Source organism: Arthrobacter sp., assembly GCF_030540645.1.
Classification (GTDB): domain Bacteria; phylum Actinomycetota; class Actinomycetes; order Actinomycetales; family Micrococcaceae; genus Specibacter.
The window spans coordinates 1-20,792 of the sequence record NZ_JAUNVV010000019.1 but is presented as its reverse complement, the minus strand read 5'-3'; the positions used below and the strand labels follow the sequence as shown (position 1 = coordinate 20,792).

16 protein-coding genes, 1 tRNA gene and 1 pseudogene are annotated in these 20,792 nt (G+C 61.6%); 5 read left to right on the top strand and 13 right to left on the bottom strand.

Going from position 1 to position 20,792, the window contains the following annotated elements:
* Positions 1-70: 70 nt before the first annotated feature.
* Complete coding sequence (locus tag Q4P21_RS05645; RefSeq protein WP_303387834.1) at positions 71-766, top strand: ubiquinone/menaquinone biosynthesis methyltransferase; 696 nt, start codon at positions 71-73, stop codon at positions 764-766.
* Positions 767-787: 21 nt separating this feature from the next.
* Here the strand turns inward: Q4P21_RS05645 and Q4P21_RS05640 are convergent.
* A pseudogene (locus tag Q4P21_RS05640) lies at positions 788-1,054 on the bottom strand (TipAS antibiotic-recognition domain-containing protein); the annotation flags it as partial.
* A gap of 249 nt (positions 1,055-1,303) precedes the next feature.
* On the opposite strand from Q4P21_RS05640, the gene clpB reads away from it, so the two are divergent.
* Complete coding sequence (clpB, locus tag Q4P21_RS05635; protein WP_303387833.1) at positions 1,304-3,919, top strand: ATP-dependent chaperone ClpB; 2,616 nt, start codon at positions 1,304-1,306, stop codon at positions 3,917-3,919.
* A gap of 62 nt (positions 3,920-3,981) precedes the next feature.
* On the opposite strand, the gene Q4P21_RS05630 is transcribed toward clpB, so the two are convergent.
* A complete protein-coding gene (locus Q4P21_RS05630; RefSeq protein ID WP_303387832.1) occupies positions 3,982-5,634 on the bottom strand; it encodes a hypothetical protein in 1,653 nt (550 codons plus the stop codon).
* 326 nt (positions 5,635-5,960) lie between these two features.
* On the opposite strand from Q4P21_RS05630, the gene Q4P21_RS05625 reads away from it, so the two are divergent.
* Positions 5,961-6,191 (top strand): DUF3073 domain-containing protein, encoded by a 231-nt coding sequence (locus Q4P21_RS05625; protein ID WP_303387831.1) that lies wholly within the window; start codon positions 5,961-5,963, stop codon positions 6,189-6,191.
* Positions 6,192-6,502: 311 nt separating this feature from the next.
* Here the strand turns inward: Q4P21_RS05625 and purM are convergent, their stop codons facing one another.
* The 7 genes from purM to Q4P21_RS05590 all read right to left on the bottom strand — a co-directional run bounded on the left by purM (position 6,503) and on the right by Q4P21_RS05590 (position 14,001).
* A complete protein-coding gene (gene purM, locus Q4P21_RS05620) occupies positions 6,503-7,651 on the bottom strand; it encodes a phosphoribosylformylglycinamidine cyclo-ligase (RefSeq protein ID WP_303387830.1) in 1,149 nt (382 codons plus the stop codon).
* A gap of 24 nt (positions 7,652-7,675) precedes the next feature.
* On the bottom strand, positions 7,676-9,241 hold the full coding sequence (gene purF / locus Q4P21_RS05615) for an amidophosphoribosyltransferase (RefSeq protein WP_303387829.1): 1,566 nt from the start codon (positions 9,239-9,241) through the stop codon (positions 7,676-7,678).
* 89 nt (positions 9,242-9,330) lie between these two features.
* Positions 9,331-9,654 carry a hypothetical protein gene (locus Q4P21_RS05610; protein ID WP_303387828.1) on the bottom strand — a complete coding sequence of 108 codons (324 nt, stop codon included), beginning with the start codon at positions 9,652-9,654 and terminating at the stop codon, positions 9,331-9,333.
* Between the two features lie 54 nt (positions 9,655-9,708).
* Complete coding sequence (locus Q4P21_RS05605; protein ID WP_207345793.1) at positions 9,709-10,062, bottom strand: sterol carrier family protein; 354 nt, start codon at positions 10,060-10,062, stop codon at positions 9,709-9,711.
* A 55-nt stretch (positions 10,063-10,117) separates the two neighbouring features.
* Positions 10,118-11,122, bottom strand: a complete 1,005-nt coding sequence (locus tag Q4P21_RS05600; RefSeq protein WP_303387827.1) for an asparaginase — start codon at positions 11,120-11,122, stop codon at positions 10,118-10,120.
* A gap of 16 nt (positions 11,123-11,138) precedes the next feature.
* Positions 11,139-11,666, bottom strand: a complete 528-nt coding sequence (locus Q4P21_RS05595; RefSeq protein WP_303387826.1) for a hypothetical protein — start codon at positions 11,664-11,666, stop codon at positions 11,139-11,141.
* Positions 11,667-11,775: 109 nt separating this feature from the next.
* Positions 11,776-14,001, bottom strand: a complete 2,226-nt coding sequence (locus Q4P21_RS05590; protein ID WP_303387825.1) for an LPXTG cell wall anchor domain-containing protein — start codon at positions 13,999-14,001, stop codon at positions 11,776-11,778.
* Positions 14,002-14,228: 227 nt separating this feature from the next.
* Between Q4P21_RS05590 and purD the strand changes: the two genes are divergently transcribed.
* Together purD and Q4P21_RS05580 are read left to right on the top strand one after the other, a co-directional pair.
* On the top strand, positions 14,229-15,521 hold the full coding sequence (gene purD / locus Q4P21_RS05585) for a phosphoribosylamine--glycine ligase (RefSeq protein WP_303387824.1): 1,293 nt from the start codon (positions 14,229-14,231) through the stop codon (positions 15,519-15,521).
* Between the two features lie 14 nt (positions 15,522-15,535).
* Positions 15,536-16,480 (top strand): phosphoribosylaminoimidazolesuccinocarboxamide synthase, encoded by a 945-nt coding sequence (locus tag Q4P21_RS05580; RefSeq protein ID WP_303387823.1) that lies wholly within the window; start codon positions 15,536-15,538, stop codon positions 16,478-16,480.
* Between the two features lie 51 nt (positions 16,481-16,531).
* Here the strand turns inward: Q4P21_RS05580 and Q4P21_RS05575 are convergent, their stop codons facing one another.
* The 4 genes from Q4P21_RS05575 to Q4P21_RS05560 form a co-directional block, all read right to left on the bottom strand.
* A complete protein-coding gene (locus Q4P21_RS05575; protein WP_303387822.1) occupies positions 16,532-17,773 on the bottom strand; it encodes a helix-turn-helix domain-containing protein in 1,242 nt (413 codons plus the stop codon).
* 144 nt (positions 17,774-17,917) lie between these two features.
* Positions 17,918-19,915, bottom strand: coding sequence for a DUF6541 family protein (locus tag Q4P21_RS05570; RefSeq protein ID WP_303387821.1), 1,998 nt, complete (start codon positions 19,913-19,915; stop codon positions 17,918-17,920).
* 34 nt (positions 19,916-19,949) lie between these two features.
* Positions 19,950-20,300: a zinc ribbon domain-containing protein YjdM gene (locus Q4P21_RS05565; RefSeq protein ID WP_303387820.1), complete on the bottom strand. Its 351-nt coding sequence runs from the start codon at positions 20,298-20,300 to the stop codon at positions 19,950-19,952.
* A gap of 412 nt (positions 20,301-20,712) precedes the next feature.
* Positions 20,713-20,789: transfer RNA gene (locus Q4P21_RS05560), tRNA-Pro, on the bottom strand.
* Positions 20,790-20,792: the final 3 nt, after the last annotated feature.

Sequence of the window (20,792 nt, the reverse complement as noted above, 5' to 3'; positions counted from 1 at the left end):
GGATGCGGTGGTGACGGACACAGGCGCATAGACTCGTTTCAGTCCAGCAAACCAAGTGAAAACGGCGGCAATGCGCAACGAAGACTCCACTGTCCAGGCCACATTCAACGGAATTGCCAGGCGCTATGACCTGATGAACCGCATCATGACGCTGGGCTCCCACCAGCGCTGGTGCCGGGAGGTGGCAGAATTTGCCACGTCCACGGGTGGCGGTAAATTTTTGGACTTGGCCACGGGAACCGGCGTCATCGCCAGGTCCGTCCGCAAGCAGAGTCCCGAAAGTGCCATCATCGGGGCGGACTTCTCCGAAGCCATGCTGGAGATGGCCCGCCATGTCGAGGGGAATGAGGACATCGACTGGCGATTTGCCGATGCCCACGAACTGCCGTTTGACGACGGGGTGTTCGACGCCGTCACGCACGGTTACCTGCTCCGCAACGTCAGCGGCTTGGACCAGGTTCTTGCCGAGCAATACCGTGTCCTCAAGCCCGGCGGCGTTGTGGCCGCCCTTGAATCATCCCCTCCCAGCGGTGTCCTTGCCCCGTTCATACGTTTGGGTATGCGCGTGGTCATTCCCACCCTCGGGACCGTCATTGGGCGTGACCGGGAAGCCTACAAGTACCTTGTCGATTCAACTCTTGGATTCCTGCGCCCTGAAGATCTGCGGCTGCGGTTTGAGCAGGCAGGGTTCACGGACGTTCTAGTGAAGCCGAGATTCTTGGGTACCAACATGATTTGGAGCGCCCGCAAGCCCGTCGAGCGCTGAAGCCAGCCGGGCAGCTGTCGGCTATAGTTCCCGTTCCGCGTACACGGCCAGCGCGTCCCGGACGAACGCTGCTCCGTCGCGGCCGCCACAGTTGGCGGCGAAGCGTTCATCCGCAACGTATATTTCCCCGAGCCCGTTCACGTACGTCTTGATGTCGCCGCCAGGTGTGGCAGCAGCTGTTCCCGGTATGGACATCAGCCATGGCACGTGCTGGTGGGCAAGTTCCTGGGCGGTTGCGGAATCAGGGGTATCCCCGCTGGTATACGCGGAAATCCAGCCGGCATTCAAGGCGGCAACAGCCTGTTCGCGTCGCAGTGGCGCAAAGTGCGGCTGGTGGTGCCCGCCAAGGCAGCAACTTCTTGGATTGAAAGGTCCATGAACCTCAGCGTAGAGGTTGACGTCGCGTCAAGGTCAAGAAGATTTTCGCCGTCGGTAGAATCAGGGAAATAGGATCCCCCAAAGCAAAGTTGAGCGTAGTAGACTCAAGTCTAGAAGTATGAGTCAACAATGATTTCCTCACCAACGAAAGGACCTCTCTTGGACGCCAAATTCACCACAAAGAGCCAGGAGGCTCTTTCCGCCGCCGCCATGAACGCCTCCACCGCCGGAAACCCCACGGTCGAGCCGGCCCACCTGCTCAAGGCCCTCATGGACCAGCGCCAGGGTGTGGCCGTTGCGCTACTCAAGGCCGCAGGGGTCGACCCTGACGAGGTCAGTGTCGGTGCCAGTACCGCCATTCGCAACCTCCCGTCGTCGTCCGGGACCTCCGTGGCCCAGGCCCAGCTCAGCCGCAACACGTTGTTGGTGGTGCAGGCTGCACAGCAGCTGGCCGAACGAATGGGGGACAGCTATGTCTCCACCGAGCACCTGTTGCTGGGGTTGGCGGACGACGCCGGAGCAACGGGAGGCGCCCTGCGCTCAGCCGGTGCCACGAAGGCTGCGCTCGATGCTGCGCTGCCCTCCGTGCGCGGTGACGGCAAGGTCACCACCCCCGATCCCGAGAACACGTTCGAGGCACTGGCAAAATTCGGTGTGGACATGACGGCCATTGCGCGTTCAGGCAAGCTTGACCCCGTGATTGGCCGCGACGCCGAAATTCGCCGCGTCATCCAGGTTTTAAGCCGCCGGACCAAGAACAACCCTGTGCTCATTGGCGATCCCGGCGTGGGCAAGACTGCCGTCGTGGAGGGCCTGGCCCAACGCATGGTGGCCGGGGACGTGCCCGAATCGCTGCGCGGAAAGTCGCTCATCAGCCTTGACTTGGCCTCCATGGTGGCCGGTGCCAAATACCGCGGCGAATTTGAGGAGCGGCTGAAGGCCGTGCTGGAGGAAATCAAGGCCTCCGACGGGCAGATTGTCACGTTCATCGACGAAATTCACACGGTGGTCGGCGCAGGTGCGTCGGAAGGCTCCATGGATGCCGGCAACATGCTCAAGCCCATGCTGGCACGTGGTGAACTGCGCCTGATCGGTGCCACCACGCTGGATGAGTACCGCGAGAACATTGAAAAGGACCCGGCCCTGGAACGCCGTTTCCAGCAGGTTTACGTGGGCGAGCCCAGTGTCGATGACACCATTGGGATTTTGCGCGGGCTGAAGGAACGCTACGAGGCGCACCACAAGGTGGCCATCGCCGACTCGGCGCTGGTGGCTGCAGCTACGCTGTCCAACCGCTACATCAGCGGCCGCCAGCTTCCGGACAAGGCCATTGACCTGATGGATGAGGCAGCTTCGCGGCTGCGCATGGAAATTGATTCCGCACCGGAGGAAATCGACCAGCTGCGCCGCTCCGTGGACCGCCTGACCATGGAGGAACTCGCGCTCAGCGGGGAAACCGATGCTGCCTCCATTGAACGACTTGATGCCTTGCGCGCGGACATGGCGGACAAGAAGGAGGAACTCGCCGGGTTGAACGCACGCTGGGAAGCTGAAAAGGCGGGCCTGAACCGTGTGGGTGACCTCAAGGCCAAGCTCGATGAGCTGCGTTCGGTGGCTGACAAGGCACAGCGCGACGGTGACTTGGAGCATGCCTCCAGGATTCTTTATGGAGAAATGCCCGCAGTGCAGCGTGAGTTGGAAGCTGCGGCAGCTGAAGAGGAGTCCACTGACAAGCCTGAGCTGATGGTGGCCGAGGAAGTTACCGCCGATGACATCGCCGAAGTCATTTCCGCCTGGACTGGCATCCCAGCTGGACGCATGCTGCAGGGCGAAAGCCAGAAGCTGTTGCAAATGGAACAGGTGCTGGGATCCCGGCTGATCGGCCAGAGTAAGGCCGTGACTGCCGTGTCCGACGCCGTCCGCCGCGCCCGTGCCGGCATCAGCGACCCGAACCGCCCCACTGGTTCGTTCCTGTTCCTGGGACCCACCGGTGTGGGTAAGACGGAGCTGGCGAAGGCGCTTGCCGACTTCCTGTTCGACGACGAACGTGCCATGATCCGCATCGACATGAGCGAGTACTCGGAGAAGCATTCCGTGTCGCGGCTGGTGGGCGCCCCTCCCGGATATGTGGGTTACGACGAGGGTGGGCAGCTGACGGAGGCCGTGCGCCGTCGTCCGTATTCGGTGGTGCTGCTGGATGAGGTGGAGAAAGCCCACCCGGAAGTCTTTGACATCCTGTTGCAGGTGTTCGACGACGGCCGGCTCACCGACGGGCAGGGCCGCACGGTGGACTTCCGCAACGTCATCGTGGTGCTGACCTCAAACCTGGGCTCACAGTTCCTGGTGGATCAGACCCTGAGCGACGACGAGAAGCACAAGGCCGTCATGTCCATAGTGGAGGCCTCGTTCAAGCCCGAGTTCCTCAATCGACTCGATGAGATCGTCATGTTTGACGCTCTCAACATCGAGCAGCTCTCGCGGATCGTCGACCTGCAGGTTCAGGAGTTGGCCGCACGCCTGTACGAGCGGCGTCTGACCCTCGAAGTCAGTGATGCGGCGAAGGCGTGGCTGGCGATGACGGGCTACGACCCGGCCTACGGTGCACGCCCGTTGCGCAGGCTGGTGCAGCGCCAGATCGGTGACCGGCTGGCGAAGGAGATTCTGGCCGGTGCCATTGTCGACGGCGACACCGTCGTGGTGGACACGGCGGAAGACTTCGACGAGCTGGACCTGGACGCGGCCGGCAGCTCTGGCCTGAGCGTCAGCCGAAAGTAAACGCAGCGGTGGTTGAGCTTGTTTAGACCCAGGTCTCGACGAGCTCAACCACCGCTGTTTTGCTACTTGGTGACCGAGGATTCCAGTGGATTTCCGCCTCTTGTGTCCGAGACCATGCAGTCAACCCGGCGGTCGTTCTTGTCGTTCCAGCTTGCTTCGGAGGGGTAGGCCGTGGACTGCTTCAGTGTTTTGATGGTGGCGGCTTCGGACGTGAGCTGCACCCCACTGCATACCTCTGCAGCCTTGGCCTTGAGTGCATCCAGGCCCGGGAACTCCGCGGCGTCGTCGTAGTAGAACGTGCCCACCAGTTGCGCGTTGTGCGGGCTGCTGCACACCACGACGTCGGCTGGTGAGGAAGCGTTTTTGAAACTGCGAAGACAGTCACCCTCAAGCCATTTCAATGGCGACAAGTCAGGCAGGATCAGTCCGGCTTCCGGGTCTTTGGGCTCGGCGCTGGACGTGGCCGGTGCACTCTCGTCGCTTGCCTGTTGCGAGCTTTCCACGACAACGGGGGTGGGCTTTGTGGTGCTTGAAGCGAATAGTCCGACCAGCAGTGTCACAAAGAGGGCTATCAGCCCAAGGCCGACCACAACAACACCGAGGATGATGAAAAGCTTCTTCTTGTTGTTGCCCGATGGCCCTCCCGGGCCTTGAGGGCCGCCATAATTTGGTCCGCCGGGTCCGCCATAACCCGGACCCTGCGGTCCGCCGTAGCCGGGGCCGGGGCCTTGGGGTCCGCCAGGGTAGCCCGGAACCGGTGGCACTCCAGGGCCTCCCGCCTGGAGGCCTCCGCCGTACCGGGGTGCTCCCTGTTGGTTGGGTGTGCCGTAGGGAGGCTGCCCGCCAGACGCTGGAGGCTGGCCGTAGACGCCGGCAGCTCCATTAGGTTGCTGCCCTGCCGAGGGTGGCTGTTGGCCTTGGTGGGATCCGATCTGCGGTGCCACGCTGGCGTCTTGGGGGTCACCTCCTGGAGCGGCGTTTGCGGTTGAAGCAGCCAGGGCGGCAGCCTCAGCTTCGCCGCGGGCCAGTTGCGACGGGGACTGCCAGGGATTGGCCTTGGGCTGCCACGGGGTGCCCGACTGCTGCCAGGGTGTTTCCGGGCGACGCCAGCCATGGCCGTCATCAATTCCGGCGCCGATATGCGGCGCAGCGGCCGGTGATGGGTCTGCGTCACCTGTGGTGGGCGTCGAGTCAGCCGCTGAAGGTGCGGGCACTGCAGGCGGCTGGGCTGGGAACGTTGGTTGGTCTTCCTGCGCCACTGGCTCCACCGCTGCAGAGTGCTGGTCAGGCTTCTGCAATGAGACCGAGGGTGTGGAGGCTGAATCCCAGTCGACACTCTCTTCAGGATCCGGATGAGTATCAGCTTCAGCCTGCTGACTAGTCTTGGTCTCCGGAACCTTGGTGGCCTGAAATTCGGGGGTTTTGAAATCCGGTGCGGGATGCTTCTCGCCAATGGAGGTGGAGATCCCCTGCGTGGCCAATTGAGCTTCGTGTTCAACACGGGCGGCCTCGGCCTCAGCTGCTTCGAGGTCAACTCTCTCGGCAACGTCTTCGCTGATTTGAGCCGCATCCAACTGCGGCTCGGCGAAGGTGTAGTCGGCGCTTGAAATGGTGGGGTCCGGGTTGTTCTCGGATGGTGCACCGGACACTGATTGAGCGCCTTTATCGTCGGGCTGCTCGTTGGCCGGCTCGTTGGCCTGGCTGCTCTCGTTCATGGGGGCTTGCCTTCCGTGCTGCGCCTGCCTGGCACAAAAACTAGTTCCTATGGAGAGGGCGTGGACGTGACTGCAGAGTCCGGGTTGATGTCTGGAACACGCCGCCCTCGTGGAGTAAATGCTGTGCTCATAGGTGACTCTACCGAATAAAGCGCGCGGACCGGCCTAATATTTGCGTTTTGCTATGGGCAGAACACCCCATAGTGGGACACGACCAGGGCAGAACTAATGTAATCTAGGAGTACGACAAACTGACCGAATATTCTGGAGCCTCGCTCATAGCCCGAGCGACCACCTCCGGTCCAAGTGTAAAAGGGGGTCACGCCATGGGGCGCGGCCGTCAAAAGGCGAAGGCAACCAAGCAGGCTCGGGACATTAAGTACTACTCCCCGAACACTGATTATTCTGCTCTGCAAAAAGAGCTTGGTGCGACTACTCGGCGAGCCCCGAGCCATCACACTGAGATTCCTGCGGAGCCGGACTATTCAGCATATGAAGACAAGTATGCGGATCAGTTTGAGGACGACGACGACGTGGACTCCCGCCGCATTGGCTAGAGACACTTAGTCACCAGACGCAACAAGCCCTGCATGACGCGCAGCTTAAATGCTGTAGTGACATGTGGGGATTTTGTTGTTCCCCACCGGCTCCCACTGCTCGTTCCTCGCAGCGGGTCCCTCGCCGGCGTGGGCCGACCCACGCCCTCCCCGAAGGGGGGCTCGCGGGCGAGCCACCCTTCGGGCCCCTCGGGCGCGGGGGCCCAGCCACCGGCTCCCACAAAAAAATCGATTGTACAGTTAATGCCGGTGTTTCAGTGAAACACCGGCATTAACTGTACAACCGATTCGGGTTTGGAACCGGGGCGAAGCTAGGAAGCGTAGTTGCCCACGAGGCGGACTGCGCCACCGTCAACACCCTTGGCGCCTTGGGTGTAGTCCGAACCGCTCTTGTCGGAATCTGCGGACTCCTTGGTAACGGTACCCATGACCCAGGACGGCAGGCCGCGAGAGTTCAAGCGCTCAACAGCGGCGTCGGCGGCGTCGGCCGAAACCACGGCCACCATGCCAACACCAAGGTTCAAGGTGCGCTCCAGATCGGCCAAGGGCACGTTGCCCAGCTGCGAGACCAGGTTGAAGATGGCTGGAAGGCTCCAGGTGGAGCGGTCAACCGTGCCGATGAGGCCCTGGGGTAGCACGCGCGCCAAGTTGGCAGCCAAGCCGCCGCCGGTGATGTGACTGAAACCGTGAACAGCTTTTTCCTGTGTGACAGGAAGGTAGCGGGTCAGATCCAGGCAGTCAGCGGCGTACACGCGGGTGGGCTCCAGTAGTTCCTCACCCAGGGTGCGGCCCAACTCGGAAACTTGGCGTTCAAGGGCCCAGCCTGCGTGGTTGATAACGCGGCGGACCAGTGAGTAGCCATTGGAATGCAAGCCCGAAGATGCCATGGCGATGATGACATCCCCCTCGCGCACCCGTTCCGGACCCAGCAGCAAATCAGCCTCGACGACGCCCGTGCAAGCACCTGCGACGTCGTACTCATCAGGGGCTAAAAGGCCGGGGTGCTCGGCGGTCTCGCCGCCGACCAGTGCAGTCCCAGCAACCTTGCAGGCACCGGCGATGCCGCGGACAATGTCTGCCACGCGCTGCGGGACAACCTTGCCGGTGGCGATGTAGTCGGTCATGAACAAGGGCTCGGCGCCGACCACCACAATGTCATCAACAACCATGCCCACCAGGTCGTAGCCAATGGTGTCGTGGATGTCCATGGCTTGCGCGATGGCAACCTTGGTGCCCACACCGTCAGTGGAGGTCGCCAGGTACGGCTTCTTGTAGGTGAGCAGCTTGGATACGTCGTAGAGGCCGGCGAACCCGCCAAAGCCGCCAACAACGCTGGGACCGTGCGTGGCCTTGACGGCTTCCTTCATCAGCTCAACGGCGAGGTCGCCGGCTTCGGTGTCAACACCGGCGCTGGCATACGTGATTCCCTGTGAGGCTGAATCATGGGAGGCGTTGGTCATGGCGTCTCTTTTCTTGCGGGTGCTTTAGGAACCGTTGGGTGCGGTGCGGTCTTGTTCGGTCAGGAGGCTTTCCATTTCCGCGTCCGGTCCCGGATCGCATCCGGTGGAGGGGGTGGCGTTGCCGGCAACGGTGCGCTCAAGCAGGTTCTTGCCCAAGCGGTCGCTGCTGGGAAGTTCGATGGGGTACGTTCCCGTGAAGCAGGCCGTGCAGAGGCGTTCGCGTGGCTGCAGGGTGGCGTCGATCATGCCATCTTCGGAAATGTACGCCAACGAGTCGGCGCCAATGGACTTGGCAATTTCATCAACTGCCGCGCCATTGGCGATCAGCTCGGCACGGGAGGCGAAATCGATGCCATAGAAGCATGGCCAGCGCACAGGCGGGGAGGAAATCTTTACGTGGACTTCCGCAGCTCCGGCTTCCCGGAGCATGCGCACCACGGCGCGCTGGGTGTTGCCACGCACAATGGAGTCATCCACCACAATGATGCGCTTGCCGCGGATCACTGATTCGAGCGCATTGAGCTTCAGCTTGATGCCTAGCTTGCGCAACGTTTCGCTGGGCTGAATGAAGGTGCGGCCCACGTAGGCGTTCTTGACGAAGCCGTGGGCGAAGGGGATGCCGGACTGTTCGGCGTAGCCAATGGCGGCCGGGGTGCCGGATTCCGGAACCGGAATGACCAGGTCTGCGTCGGCGTAGTTTTCACGGGCCAGCTGGCGGCCCATCTCCACGCGGGATTCATACACCGAGCGGCCGGCAATGGTGGCATCCGGGCGGGCCAGGTAAACGTACTCAAAAACGCAGCCAGCTGGGGTGGCAGGTGCGAAGCGTTGGGTGCGCACGCCCTCTTCGTCAATGGCGATGAATTCGCCTGGCTCAATTTCACGAATGAAGCTGGCGCCGATGGTGTTCAAGGCTGCGCCTTCGGAGGCAACTACCCAGCCGCTCTCCAGCCGGCCCAGCACCAGCGGGCGGACTCCATGAGGATCGCGGGCAGCGTACAGGGTGTGCTCGTCCATGAAGACGAAGGAGAACGCTCCGTGGATCTTGGGCAGCAGCTCCATGGCCGTTTCCTCCAGGGAGTGGCCTTCCTTGCCTTTGAGCAAGGTGGTGACGAGAGCGGTGTCCGTGGTGTTGCCCTGCGCCATTTCGCCTGAGGTGGGAACGCCGTAGCGTTCCAGGACCAGCTCATGCAGTTCAGCGGAGTTGGTGAGGTTGCCGTTGTGCGCCAGGGCGACAGTGCCGCTGCCTGTTGCGCCAAGGGTGGGCTGGGCGTTGGACCAGTTGTTGGCGCCCGTGGTGGAGTACCGGCAGTGGCCAACGGCCATGTGCCCGGTCAGGGTGTTGAGTGTGGGTTCGTCAAAGACTTGGGATACGAGCCCCATGTCTTTGTACACACTGATCCGCTTGCCGTCGCTTGTCGCGATGCCAGCCGATTCTTGTCCACGGTGCTGCAGTGAATACAGCCCGTAATAGGTTAGTTTTGCAACCTCTTCACCGGGTGCCCAGATGCCCAGAACGCCACAAGCGTCCTGAGGTCCCTTTTCGCCGGGTAAAAGATCATGGGATAGTTTTCCGTCTCCGCGTGCCACAAAAAAATTATCTCACGTAATGGCTGTGACACTAACCGATTGTGACCTGGGTTATGCTTCCGGCTGCGGGAGGGGGAGCGGACGGTGCGCTAAGCAGTTTCCGCGGCGGCGTTGCCCTCATCATCCGGGAGGGCTTGCGCAAGCAGCGTCCTGGTACGGCGTCGGCCGCGGAAATCCAGGACAAGGGCCACGATTGCACCGAGTCCCACGCCTGGCAGCACCAGTAGGACGGTAAACAAACCAAACACGCTGGACGCCTCAAAGTTCTCATTCGCCGGGAGCAAGTACGTGAACATGGCGGCTGTGACAACACCGGCCAACCCGCCCGCGATCAGGAACGGGACGTATTTCGGGGCACGGCGCACGTGCAGCTTGCGGGGCGCTCCGGAAGTGTTTTCATGCTGGAAAGTCATGCCTCTAGGGTACCTGCCCAACCTTGGAGCCAGTGCGGGAGGACTCCGGGTTCGCTAAAAGGGGAGTTCGGCGGATAGTTCCGCGCGTAAACCGGAGGCAGCCACAAGGCCGCGTTCGACGGCGTCCCTCCAGCTGGTACCGCCGGTCACCAGCGCGAGCCACGTCTCGGCGTCGCACTCCACCACGTTGGGCGGGGTGCCACGGGTGTGGCGGGGTCCGGCGATGCACTGGGTGACGCCGAAGGGTGGGACGCGCACCTCCACCGAGTTCCCGGGGGTGCGTGCAGCGAGCTCCTCCAGGGAATAGCGCACAGCCATGGCGGTGACCGGGCGGGCGCGGTCACCGCTGCGCCATGCAGCCAGCGCAGCCTGGCCCTCAGTGATGTCTATTCGTCGTCTGGCAGTCATGGAAGGCTCCTTACGTGCTGGTGGCGGATAGGCGCGGGCGGATCAGTTCAGCACGTCAATTAAGCAAAGCGGTGACGGCTTGGCCCAGACGCAGGCTGCCGGCACGGGAGTGGCCGCCCATGACAGGAGGAACCACTTTTGCCAGAACCTGTGCCACGGCGGGAATGTCCACCGCGCCGGATGCAGCCAGCAAGGTCAGCCCCACCAGCGTCGCGGCACGACCGTTGCCATCAAGGATCTTCACGGCAACGCTGGCACCCGACGGCGTGGCCATGGCAAGCACGCCTTCGGCACCCATTTTGGCCAAAATGCCGAGGTCCTCCATGACCACGGTGTTGGGCAGGCCGTGTCCCTCAACTGCCCACGGATAGTCCAACATGGAAGTGGCGATGGTGGCGGCGCGTGCGTTCGCATTTTTATCGCTGGGCGCCTTGGCGAGGGAAGAAAATGCGCGGGCGAGGCCGGTCAGGCTGCAGGCCATAACGGGTGCGCCGCAGCCGTCAACACCGGTGTGGCGTACGGTTTCGCCGGTGTACTCCTCCAGGACGGTGCGCACTGAGCGCTGCATGGGGTGATTCGGCTCCAAATAGCCGGAGAGATCCCAATCGTTTTCAACGCACGCCCACAGGAATGCGGCGTGCTTGCCGGAGCAATTCATGGCCAACTTGGACTTTTCACGGTCCGTGCGCACCATCCAGGCACGGGCTGTGGAATCCCCTGGCCAGGCCGCCGGGCAGCCAAGGTGCTTTTCGCTCAGGCCCGCGGCCTTGAGCATGCCAGCGACCACGTCCATGTGTTCGAGGGAGCCGCGGTGGCTGCCTGCGGCGATGGCCACTTGGACTCCACGGAGCGGAACCCCGGACTGCATGGACGCCAAGGCCTGAAGCGGCTTGCTGGCCGAGCGCGGATAGATCGGCGCGGTGATATCGCCGAGCTCGGTGACCACGGAGCCGTCTCCGGCGACAACCACAGCGGAGCCAATATGCACGGACTCCACAAACCCGCTGCGTTCCAGGACGGCGAGCTCAACGGCGTCGTGCGCCCTGAAAGTATGAATCATGGTGTCATCTTAGCCACTACAGCGGCGTTGCCAGACCGGTGGAGGCCTTGATGACAAGGGGCACCGACCCGGCGGGCTTGTCGGCGGCCGCGGCTTGGGCGACGGCGTCGAGATGATCGGGGGCGACAAAGATGGTCAGTGTACCCGTGCGCCCGTCGGGAATGAGCTTGTGGATGGCGGCATCCAGTCCGTCCGGCAGGGTGGCCTGCCATGCCGAAACTGCCTGCAGGGCCGACTCCAGCGCTGCGGCGTCAAGGGCAACAATTTTGGGGACAGCCCCCGCCTCTGTCACGACCGTCGCGGCCGCTTCGGTGGTGACGGCAACATGGAGTTTGTTGTCTTCAATCCAAGAATCGGAGTAAGTCGTGCCTAGTTTTGCGCGAAGGCTCTCATTGAGCAGCAGTAGCGCGTTGGTGTCCGTGGCGCTTGTGGATTGGTTTGCCGACGGTGATTGGGAATCCTGGCCGGGTGAGCATGCGCTCATACCGAGTGCTCCTGTCAGGGAGGCAGCGAGGAGAGCTGACGCCAATACCTTGCTGTTCATGGTGACTCCCTTGCTTGAGGTGGGAAAGAAGCGGGTCCCGTTCATGGTGAACGGGACCCACTTCTTCAGGGTGTTGCGATGATCAAACTACAGCTTAGTGCGGCTGCTGTTATTTGGTCGAACGACGGCGGAGCAACAGGAACGCTACTCCACCCAACAGCAGCAGTCCGCCGGCACCGCCGACTACAAACACTGAGCTGGAGGCCCCGGTCTTGGCAAGATTGCCGTTGTAGGCAGGTGGAGTTGCCGGTGCCCTTGTCGGGGTCTGGGTGGTGGGCGCCGGGGCCGCCGGAACCACGCTGAATTGATTGGTTGCAGGCGTGGAGGAGTTCCAGTCCTCTAGTGTCTGCTTGGCCGAAACCGAGTAGTGGCCAACTTCCAAGCCGGGGGACACCTTGAATGACCAGGTGTCATCACCGCCAACAATTGCTGTGCCGCTGACATCGCCAGTCAGCTCAATGGTCGCGCCGGGCTTGCCGGTGCCCTTGATGCTTATGACAGGGGCAGTTGCCGTGCCGTTTTGGGCGGGTGCCGTGATCGCCGGGGAAGCGAGGGTCTGCTTGATGACTTCAACGGAGCCTGTTGTGGTCGCTGAGGTGCTGTAGCCATTCTTGGCTTGGGCAGTGACGGCGAAGGTGCCAAACGCGTTGGGAGCCTTCACCGTCCACGTGCCGTTGGCAGCCAAGGCTGCTTCGGTGGTCTTCTTGTCAATGGTGACGGAGACTGTGGTGCCCGCGGGGGCGCCTGGGAGACTGCCCTTCACGTCGGTGGAGCGGAAGACCTGCCCGGATGTGGTGACCGTAGGAGCGTTGAGGAAGATCTGCACGGAATAGCCTGCCGTGTGTTTCAAAGCGTCGGTGAGTGAAACACCGTAGGTGATCGCATTCCCGCCGGCGTCGACCCCGCCGGCGCTGATCACGCCGACTGCAAGTGTGCCGGCAATGATGGACCCACCGGAGTCGCCTTCGGCGGCTTTGAGGTTTGTGGAAGTAAAGCCTCGCACGGCGCGGATATCCTCCGGGTCTTCACCGGGCTTGGGGGCGTTGGGATCCTGGGGGTAGTTCTTGCCGCCGACCAGGAACGCGCCAACTTCACTGACAATGCCACAGGACCAGCCAGTTGTGCGTCCCGACTTGCAGATGGGGGTGCCAATAACGGCATCGGAAACGCCAGTCACCAGGGGGCCGGAGTCCTTCGGGGAAGCGGGGGTGCTCCAGTCGGTGACCTTGGGCAGCTGGGTCAGCTCCGTATCGATGACGTCAATGACGGAGACGTCCGTGCCGATGTTGCCAGGGTTTTGCGTAAAAGGATCGATCGCCGGTGAGTTTCCGGGCCCACCAAACTGCGAGAAGCCAAAGGTTCCCAACAGCACGGTTGCTTCGAAATCTGTGCTGGGACCACCCGTGACTGCGGTGTCCTTCAGAGGATTGGTCAGGCCGGCCAAAGGGAACGATCCGTCCTTCGAGCAGTGACCTGCCGAAATGACGGCAGGGGCGCCACCCTTGTTGAAACCGTTCCAGCCAATGCTGCACAAGCCACCTGCGCCTGTTGCAGGGTCAAGCGCGATGTAGCCCTGGCCATTGACGAGGTCGCCAGCCAACGCACCGGCAGGACCTTGTGCAGGCTCAACCACCACATTGGTGTACTTGGCGGCGAACTCGTTAGGGGAGGGCTTGGCGGCTTGCTTGAACGAACGCTGCGTCGTCATGGGACTGGTGGTTGCTATATCGCCGGTGCGGATGACGAACTTGCCGTCGGCGTTGATCATGATCGACTGCAGGTTTGCGGCGCCAAAGCTGGCTACGTAGTCGGTGAACAACGAATCGACGTCTGTGGCAACACCCTTGCTGGACGAAGGCACAGCAGGCACTGAAGGAACAGCAAGCTCAGCAGGCACAGCAGGCTTTGAAGGCGGCGGTGTAACGGCGACCTTGCTGCTACCGGCCGCAGCCTTGGCAGCGTCCGGTGCGGTTGTTTGGACGTTGATGGTGTCGCCGTCGAGCGACACAACGGCCGCAGGATCTGTGGCGACAACCTTCGCTTGTATGTCTGCCGCAGTGGCGGCCAAGGAACTTTGGCTGTTGAATTCTTCGACACTAATGCCCAGGTCGCGCTCAAGTGCGGTATCCAGCCCGGGCGGCAATGAGGCGCCTGGTGCAGTGGCTGGTGCAGTGGCTGCCGGAGCCGGTGCTGCCGCCGTCGAGCTTGAGATCATGGGGGGATCAGGGGATGGTGCCGCCGACGCGGCCCCGGTGAAGGTGCCACCGATCAGAACGGCAGTTGCGGCGCAAGTCGCTGCAGTGCGCCGAAGGAAGGCGCGCTTGATTACTTGCATGGTGTGTCCCCCTGGAGAAATGAAGTCGTGAGTGCAAAGACTCGCAGGCACTTTAGTGCCCAAGGTAGTATACTTCACCGGTCAAGCTACCAAGTGGATCTGCACCCGGCAACAGCGAGTCCTAGTATGTCGTGAACACGTAGGTTCCATCCCACCGCCAGCCGGGCCGGCCAGACAGCCTTTGGACGCTTTGCAACCGGCGGCCTGAAGCCACGTATCCTAGGAGGGTGAAGGTTCTAGTGATTGGCCCCGGAGGCCGCGAACACGCCATTGTCCGCTCGTTGCTTAGCGACCCCAACGTCAGCGAGGTGCACGCGGCTCCAGGCAATGCCGGAATCGCAGCCATTGTGCCCACTCACGACGTCAACGCCAGCGACCCTGCTGCCGTTTCGGCGTTGGCGTTGAAACTTGGAAGCGACCTGGTGATTGTAGGGCCTGAAGCGCCGTTGGCGGCTGGAGTGGCCGACGCCGTACGGGCTGCAGGGATCCCGGTTTTTGGTCCCAGCAAGGAAGCCGCGCAGCTTGAAGCTTCGAAGGCATTCGCCAAGACCGTCATGGCTGAGGCCCAGGTGCCCACGGCCATGGCCAGGGTTGCTGTTAATGTCCAGGAAGCAGCGGATGCACTTGACGCCTTTGGGGCCCCTTACGTTGTCAAGGACGACGGTCTGGCTGCAGGCAAGGGCGTTGTTGTCACGAACGACCGTGAGGAAGCCTTGGCTCACGCGGAGTCCTGCTTCAAGGTGGGTGGCACTGTGGTCATTGAGGAGTTCCTTGACGGCCCAGAGGTCTCCCTTTTCGTGTTGGCTGACGGGCGAACGGTTGTCCCGCTGGCCCCGGCACAAGACTTCAAGCGTATTTTTGACGGTGACGAAGGTCCCAACACCGGGGGTATGGGTGCGTACTCCCCGCTCGAGTGGGCGCCGGCAAACCTCGTCCAGGAAGTCATCGACAGGGTGGCCCAGCCCACCATCGACGCCATGGCGCACCGCGGCACCCCCTTCATTGGTGTCTTGTACTGCGGCTTGGCGCTGACCAGCCGGGGCACGCGCGTCATCGAATTCAACGCCCGCTTTGGCGACCCGGAAACCCAGGCCGTCCTGGCCCGCTTGAAGACCCCCCTCGGCGGCGTGCTCATGGCGGCAGCCAAGGGGCAACTCGATGAGATCGAAGACTTGCGCTGGTCGCCCGAGACGGCTGTCGCCGTCGTGCTTGCCAGCGAAAACTATCCCTCGACACCACGGACCGGCGACAAGATCCGCGGGCTTAAGAAGGCGAACAGGCTCGACGGCGTGCACGTGCTTCACGCGGGAACAGGTGCCGATGCGGACGGAAACACTGTCAGTGCGGGTGGCCGAGTGCTCGCCGTGGTCGGCATGGGAGTTGACCTTGAGGATGCACGCGAAAGGGCCTACTCAGGCATTGAGCAAATTTCCCTTGAAGGCGGTCAGTACCGCACGGACATTGCGGCCAAGGCCGCACGCGGAGAAATCAACGTGGCGGACACCGCCTCACAGCCATAAGGACAAACCGACCGATGAATTCTGCTATCCCCACAGCCACTGCCTTGCCCGGTTGGACACACATCTACTCGGGCAAGGTTCGCGATCTCTACGTCCCCAGCCCGGAGCAGACTGTCGAGGCCCCGTCACTTGGAAGCCCGTTCGCTGGCCGCGACGACGTAGTCCTGGTGGTTGCCAGTGACCGCATCAGTGCCTTTGACCATGTGCTTGCCAGCGAGATTCCTGACAAGGGCCGGATTCTGACCGGTTTGAGCCTGTGGTGGTTTGAGCAGCTGAACGTACCAAACCACTTGGTGGCTACCACCGTCGAAGATGGTGTGCCTGCGCAAGTGGCTGGTCGTGCCATGGTGTGCAAAAAGCTGCAAATGTTCCCCATTGAGTGCATCTCCCGCGGCTATCTCACAGGTTCTGGCCTGCTGGAATACCGGACCTCACAGACCGTGTGCTCCCTGCCGTTGCCAGCTGGGTTAAGCGACGGTTCACGCTTGGAGGAAGCCATCTTCACTCCTTCGGCGAAGGCTGAGGTGGGTGAACACGATGAGAACATCAGCTACGAAACCATGGTCGAAACGGTGGGCGCTGACGCTGCTTCGGCACTGCGCAACCTGACGTTGGAGATCTACTCCCGCGCCGAGGAAATTGCCCGGGACCGCGGCATTATTCTGGCTGACACGAAGGTGGAGTTTGGCACTGATCCGGCCACCGGCATTATTACCCTGGGGGATGAAGTACTGACCCCCGACTCTTCGCGTTTTTGGGACGCCGAGCTGTGGGCACCTGGCAAGGCGCAGCCCAGCTTTGACAAGCAGTTTGTGCGTGACTGGCTGGCCAGCCCGGAATCAGGCTGGGACAGGTCCTCTGACACTGCACCGCCAGCTTTGCCCGTGGAAATCGTGGAGCGCACCCGCGCCCGCTACGTTGAGGCCTTTGAGCGGCTGACAGGCGCCACGTTCGTCTGAAAAATGGGTACCACTGGGCAGGCTTGCGTTCGGCGGAATTAGCAGGCGAAGTTAGACGTCGCTACCTTGAAGGCTTGCCAAGTGCTGCTTGGCCACTTCTGCCCTGTCCATGGCGCCAGCCTGAACATAGCTGTCCAACGCCTGCTGATAGGCGCATACGGCCTCGACGGGACATTCGGCGGCTTGCAGCGCCGTGCCGTGAAGCAAGGCGCTGTCCCCGGCAATATGCGGAGCCAGCTCATCTTTTTGCGCTTGAATGCGCTCAAGTAGTTCGAGGGCTTCAGTCAGTTCACCGTTGAGGTAGTACCAGCGGGCACGCAGCAACGACACCTCCAACATTTCACTTACCGTGGCACCTACTACGGAGTGCGCCAACTCGCTGCGTTCAATGGCCTGCAGCGTGCCATGATCCACCACGCCGGCCATCAACCGCACCCATGCGGTCGCCTTGTTGAACTGGGCCCAGCGGGAAAGGTCAGTTGCCGGGGAAAGCAGCCGCCCCGCTTTTGCGTGGTGCTCAAGACCTGCGCGGATGTCATGGCGGATGAAGGCGACATTGCCAATGACCCAGTGGATCTCCCCAGCCAGCTGAGTGGGGGTCTCGTCAGTGACAGCGGCGGCGAGCACCAGCGCGTGTGTCCATGCTTCGTTGAGGCGCCCGGCTTCCGTGAGGGCGCCAATGAGTGTTTGCAACGCCATGAGGTAGGCGTCAAATTCTTCGGAGCTGTCCCCTGAACCTATTTCCACGGCCTTAGTTGCGTGGAAAATTGCTTCTTGCAAGGAGCCTTGAGACAACATCGCTGCTCCCATGACCTGTTCTGCCCGCAATGACAGTGCGTCACTTTCGGTGGTCAGGGGGTGAGCCAACAAGGACTTGAGTACGCTGACTGCTTCGGCGTTCTCCCCGTGTTGCATCAGCGAATTGGCTGCCAGATACGTCATGTTCCACCACGTCACAGGATCCTTGCTGGCTGAGGCGTACTCGGCGGCCAGCTTCGCGTTGGTGGCGGCACCAAGGTAGTCACGGGTGTCCCAACTTTGCCGTGCACAAAGTGACAGGCGCAGGCATTCGCTTTCCTCGGCGGAGACAGTGTGGGCCCATTCGGCCACGGAAGAGGGTGTCAGCTGAAGTTGGCTTGCCAGCTGGCGGATGATGTCGGAGGTGGGTTCCCGATGAGCGTTTTCCAGCAGCGATATGTAGCTGGCGGAATAGAATTCCCCGCCCAGTTCCCCCTGAGTCAGATTCCGTGACAAACGTTCTTGTTTTAGTCGGTCACCAAAACTGCTGCCCACGCTGCTGCTCCTCGCATACTGGTAGTTGAGCCGTTGGCTCAACTATAGGGGTGGATGGGAAATGAATCAGGGACGAATCAAGATACCCTTGGTCAAAACATAACAGAAATTGTCACACGGTATTCTGCGCACCTACTCAAACTGTCATGGCACTGCTACCCCGCCACATAAAGTGAGCTTGAATAGACGGGCATGACCATCGCTGGCAATAAGTGTAAACGCGTCGGAGTCAGGTGCCAATGTTACTCCGGGGTAGAGCGAACGCGGGTCGTTGAAAGCAGGAATATAGTCGGTGCCAAAGTCCAGCAGGTACGTCACGCCTTGGCGTTTCGCCGCAGCGCACACCTGCTGGTCGCTGCCGATCCGATTGAGCCAGAAACGCAGCGTGTACAGATCCGGACTTAAATCCCCCTGTGAGCTGTAGGGGAAGAGCATTGTCCGGTTGGCCAGGGCCATGGCCAGCGCCGATCCGTTGTACGGGTTGTTGGCGATGACGTCCTTTGCGGTGGTGTAGCTGTCCAGCCGGTGGATCAAAGCCAGTTCATGGGCGTCCACCTGCGCCAACCCGTCAGGCTCGGCCGGCACGTTGTACATGATGCCCACCTGGCCCTTCATCTGCCACAACCCGGGATTGCTGAAGGCAAGGACGACGACGAGGCCCGCCGCAGCGCTCATCTTCCCGTTCTGCTTCCACCGGGCAGGGCGTGCGAAGACGGCCGGGAACCGGACTCTGAGCCAGTCAAGTGAGCGCACGAAGCCCAACGCTGACAGCGGTACGGCAAGCAGTGGCATGAGGGCTGCAACGCGTTCGGGATTGTCCCACCAAGGGGCCATGGCGATATTGGCTGGCGCAAAATCCGTGCCAGCTGTAAGTGGGTAGGTGAAGGACAGTAAAAGGAGCGATGCTGGCAGCCATCGCAGTCCAGGTAGTCGGAAGCCCGTCAGTACGCCCACCAAGACGAGAATTGTCAGTGCCAACGCCGGGAACCAAATCGGTGCTGGTGCGTGCGTGAAATTACGCAGCAGTGCCAAGGGAAAGGAAAGAGATGCTGGGCTGGTGTAGTTAAACAGGCTGCGGATTTGCGGCAAGGCCAGCAGGGCGACGGCGACGGCTGTCAGCGTGGCGATCAGCACGAGCACGCGGTTCCAGCCGTGGCGGTGGGAGCGTCCAAAACCAGTACGCAGCCATGCATATAAAAGGTAGCCAAGCAGCGGTGTCAACACCAAAAGAATGCTGAACACACCATTAGGTTGTGCCGTGACGGCCCCTGGAAGGAACAGTACGACCACGGCCAACGCCCGGGCTGGTTCCAGCCCGGTGTGGGCAGCGGGCCGGATAATCAGCAACACGAGGCCGATGCCGACAGGGACCAGGGCATTTGAGAGCGAGTTCGGGTAGGCAGAGCCGTACTGCAACAGCAGCCAGGGGAACGCCGGGAAGGCGGCAGCAAGGGCTCCTGCGCAAACCAGCAACAGGGGGCGGGTGCCGAACAATATGCGGGTGAGGAACACGCAACTCAACGGCCACACCACTCCGGCCACTGACAGCCACATAATGTTGGTGGCCGCCGGAATGCTGATACCGGTAAGAATCACCAACAAACTGCTCAGCCCGTGCCACGCTCCAGGATAAAAGGCCGTCTTGACTGTGGGCAGGATGAAACCAGAGATGGCAAACGAGGAGGCGTTGGAGGTCTTCACGGCGTACGCGGTCGCGTTCAAGTGGAACACCGAGTCGTATCCCTGGGTGAACTGTTCAGGGTTGACAGCCACCAGGGTGAGCAACGCCGTCGTCATTGCCAAAGCCGTGAGAACACCAAAGGTGGCAGCGCCAATTCCTGCCCCGGGCTTTCCCTCGGATGCCGGTGCAGCAAGTCCGAGGACGGGGATGAAGCGGTGGGCTGCCCAAGTTGCTGCGGTGGCAATGGCTGTGCCCAGCAGCACCACAGGGATGTTCCAGGGCAAATGGATCACAGGTGCCACGACGGCGCTGACGGCGAGCACGGAAACTGACACGGCTGGTGTCAGGCAAAAAGCCATGAGCCCGCGCACACGAAGTGCTGTCAACACTGCGGCACCGGGCAGGGTGAGGATCAATAGCGCCACCATGAAGGCCGGCAGCGCTTCAAACCAAGAAGTCACCCCAACATCCCTACCAGCAGATGCCTAAACAGGATCAAACCTTTTTGACAATGCTTGACTTGAGCTTCATCGGGCCGAAGCCGTCCACCTTGGCATCAATGTCGTGCCCGTTGACAGGGGTGATCAGCCGGATGTTGCGGACCTTCGTTCCAATCTTTAGGTCCTGCGGGCTGCCTTTGACCTTCATGGTTTTGGCGATGCTGACGGTGTCTCCATCGGCTAGGACATTGCCCACGGCGTCCTTGACGATAGTTGCCTGCTCAGTCTCGGCGGTCTCCTGATCGGGTGACCATTCGTTGGCGCATTCAGGGCAAACGAGCAGCTCTCCCAGCTCGTAACTGTATTCACAGGCACAGACGGGGCAAGGGGGAAGTGTGTCACTCATGCGCTCCATCCTAGCCGTTACGGGTCCTGGTGGGCTGGCAAGGCATAGGATCAGCACCATGAACGGTGATGAAGGCGGCATTGAATATCACATGAATGCGCTGCGAGGCCACGCGAATGCGTTCGGCCTTGCACTGGCGGGCGGACCTTCGGAATGACTGCTTGATGGGCGGAAACGGTAGGTCTTTGCCCATCTGCCGGAGACTGTGTTGGAGATTGGCCCCGGTGTAGGAGCCAACTTCAGGTACATGAATACGGGCGCGGAGGCCCTGGATGTGCCGGAGTGTATGCGTTTTTGGAGCACGTGGCCGCGGCGCCGGGAAGCCGATTGCGCCGATTGCAGCATACTGTGCGCCGGTCCTGGGCAGGAATGAGAAAAGCAGCGACATCCAATGGATGTCGCTGCTTCTATTTGGTCGGGGTGACAGGATTTGAACCTGCGGCCTCGTCGTCCCGAACGACGCGCGCTACCAAGCTGCGCCACACCCCGATC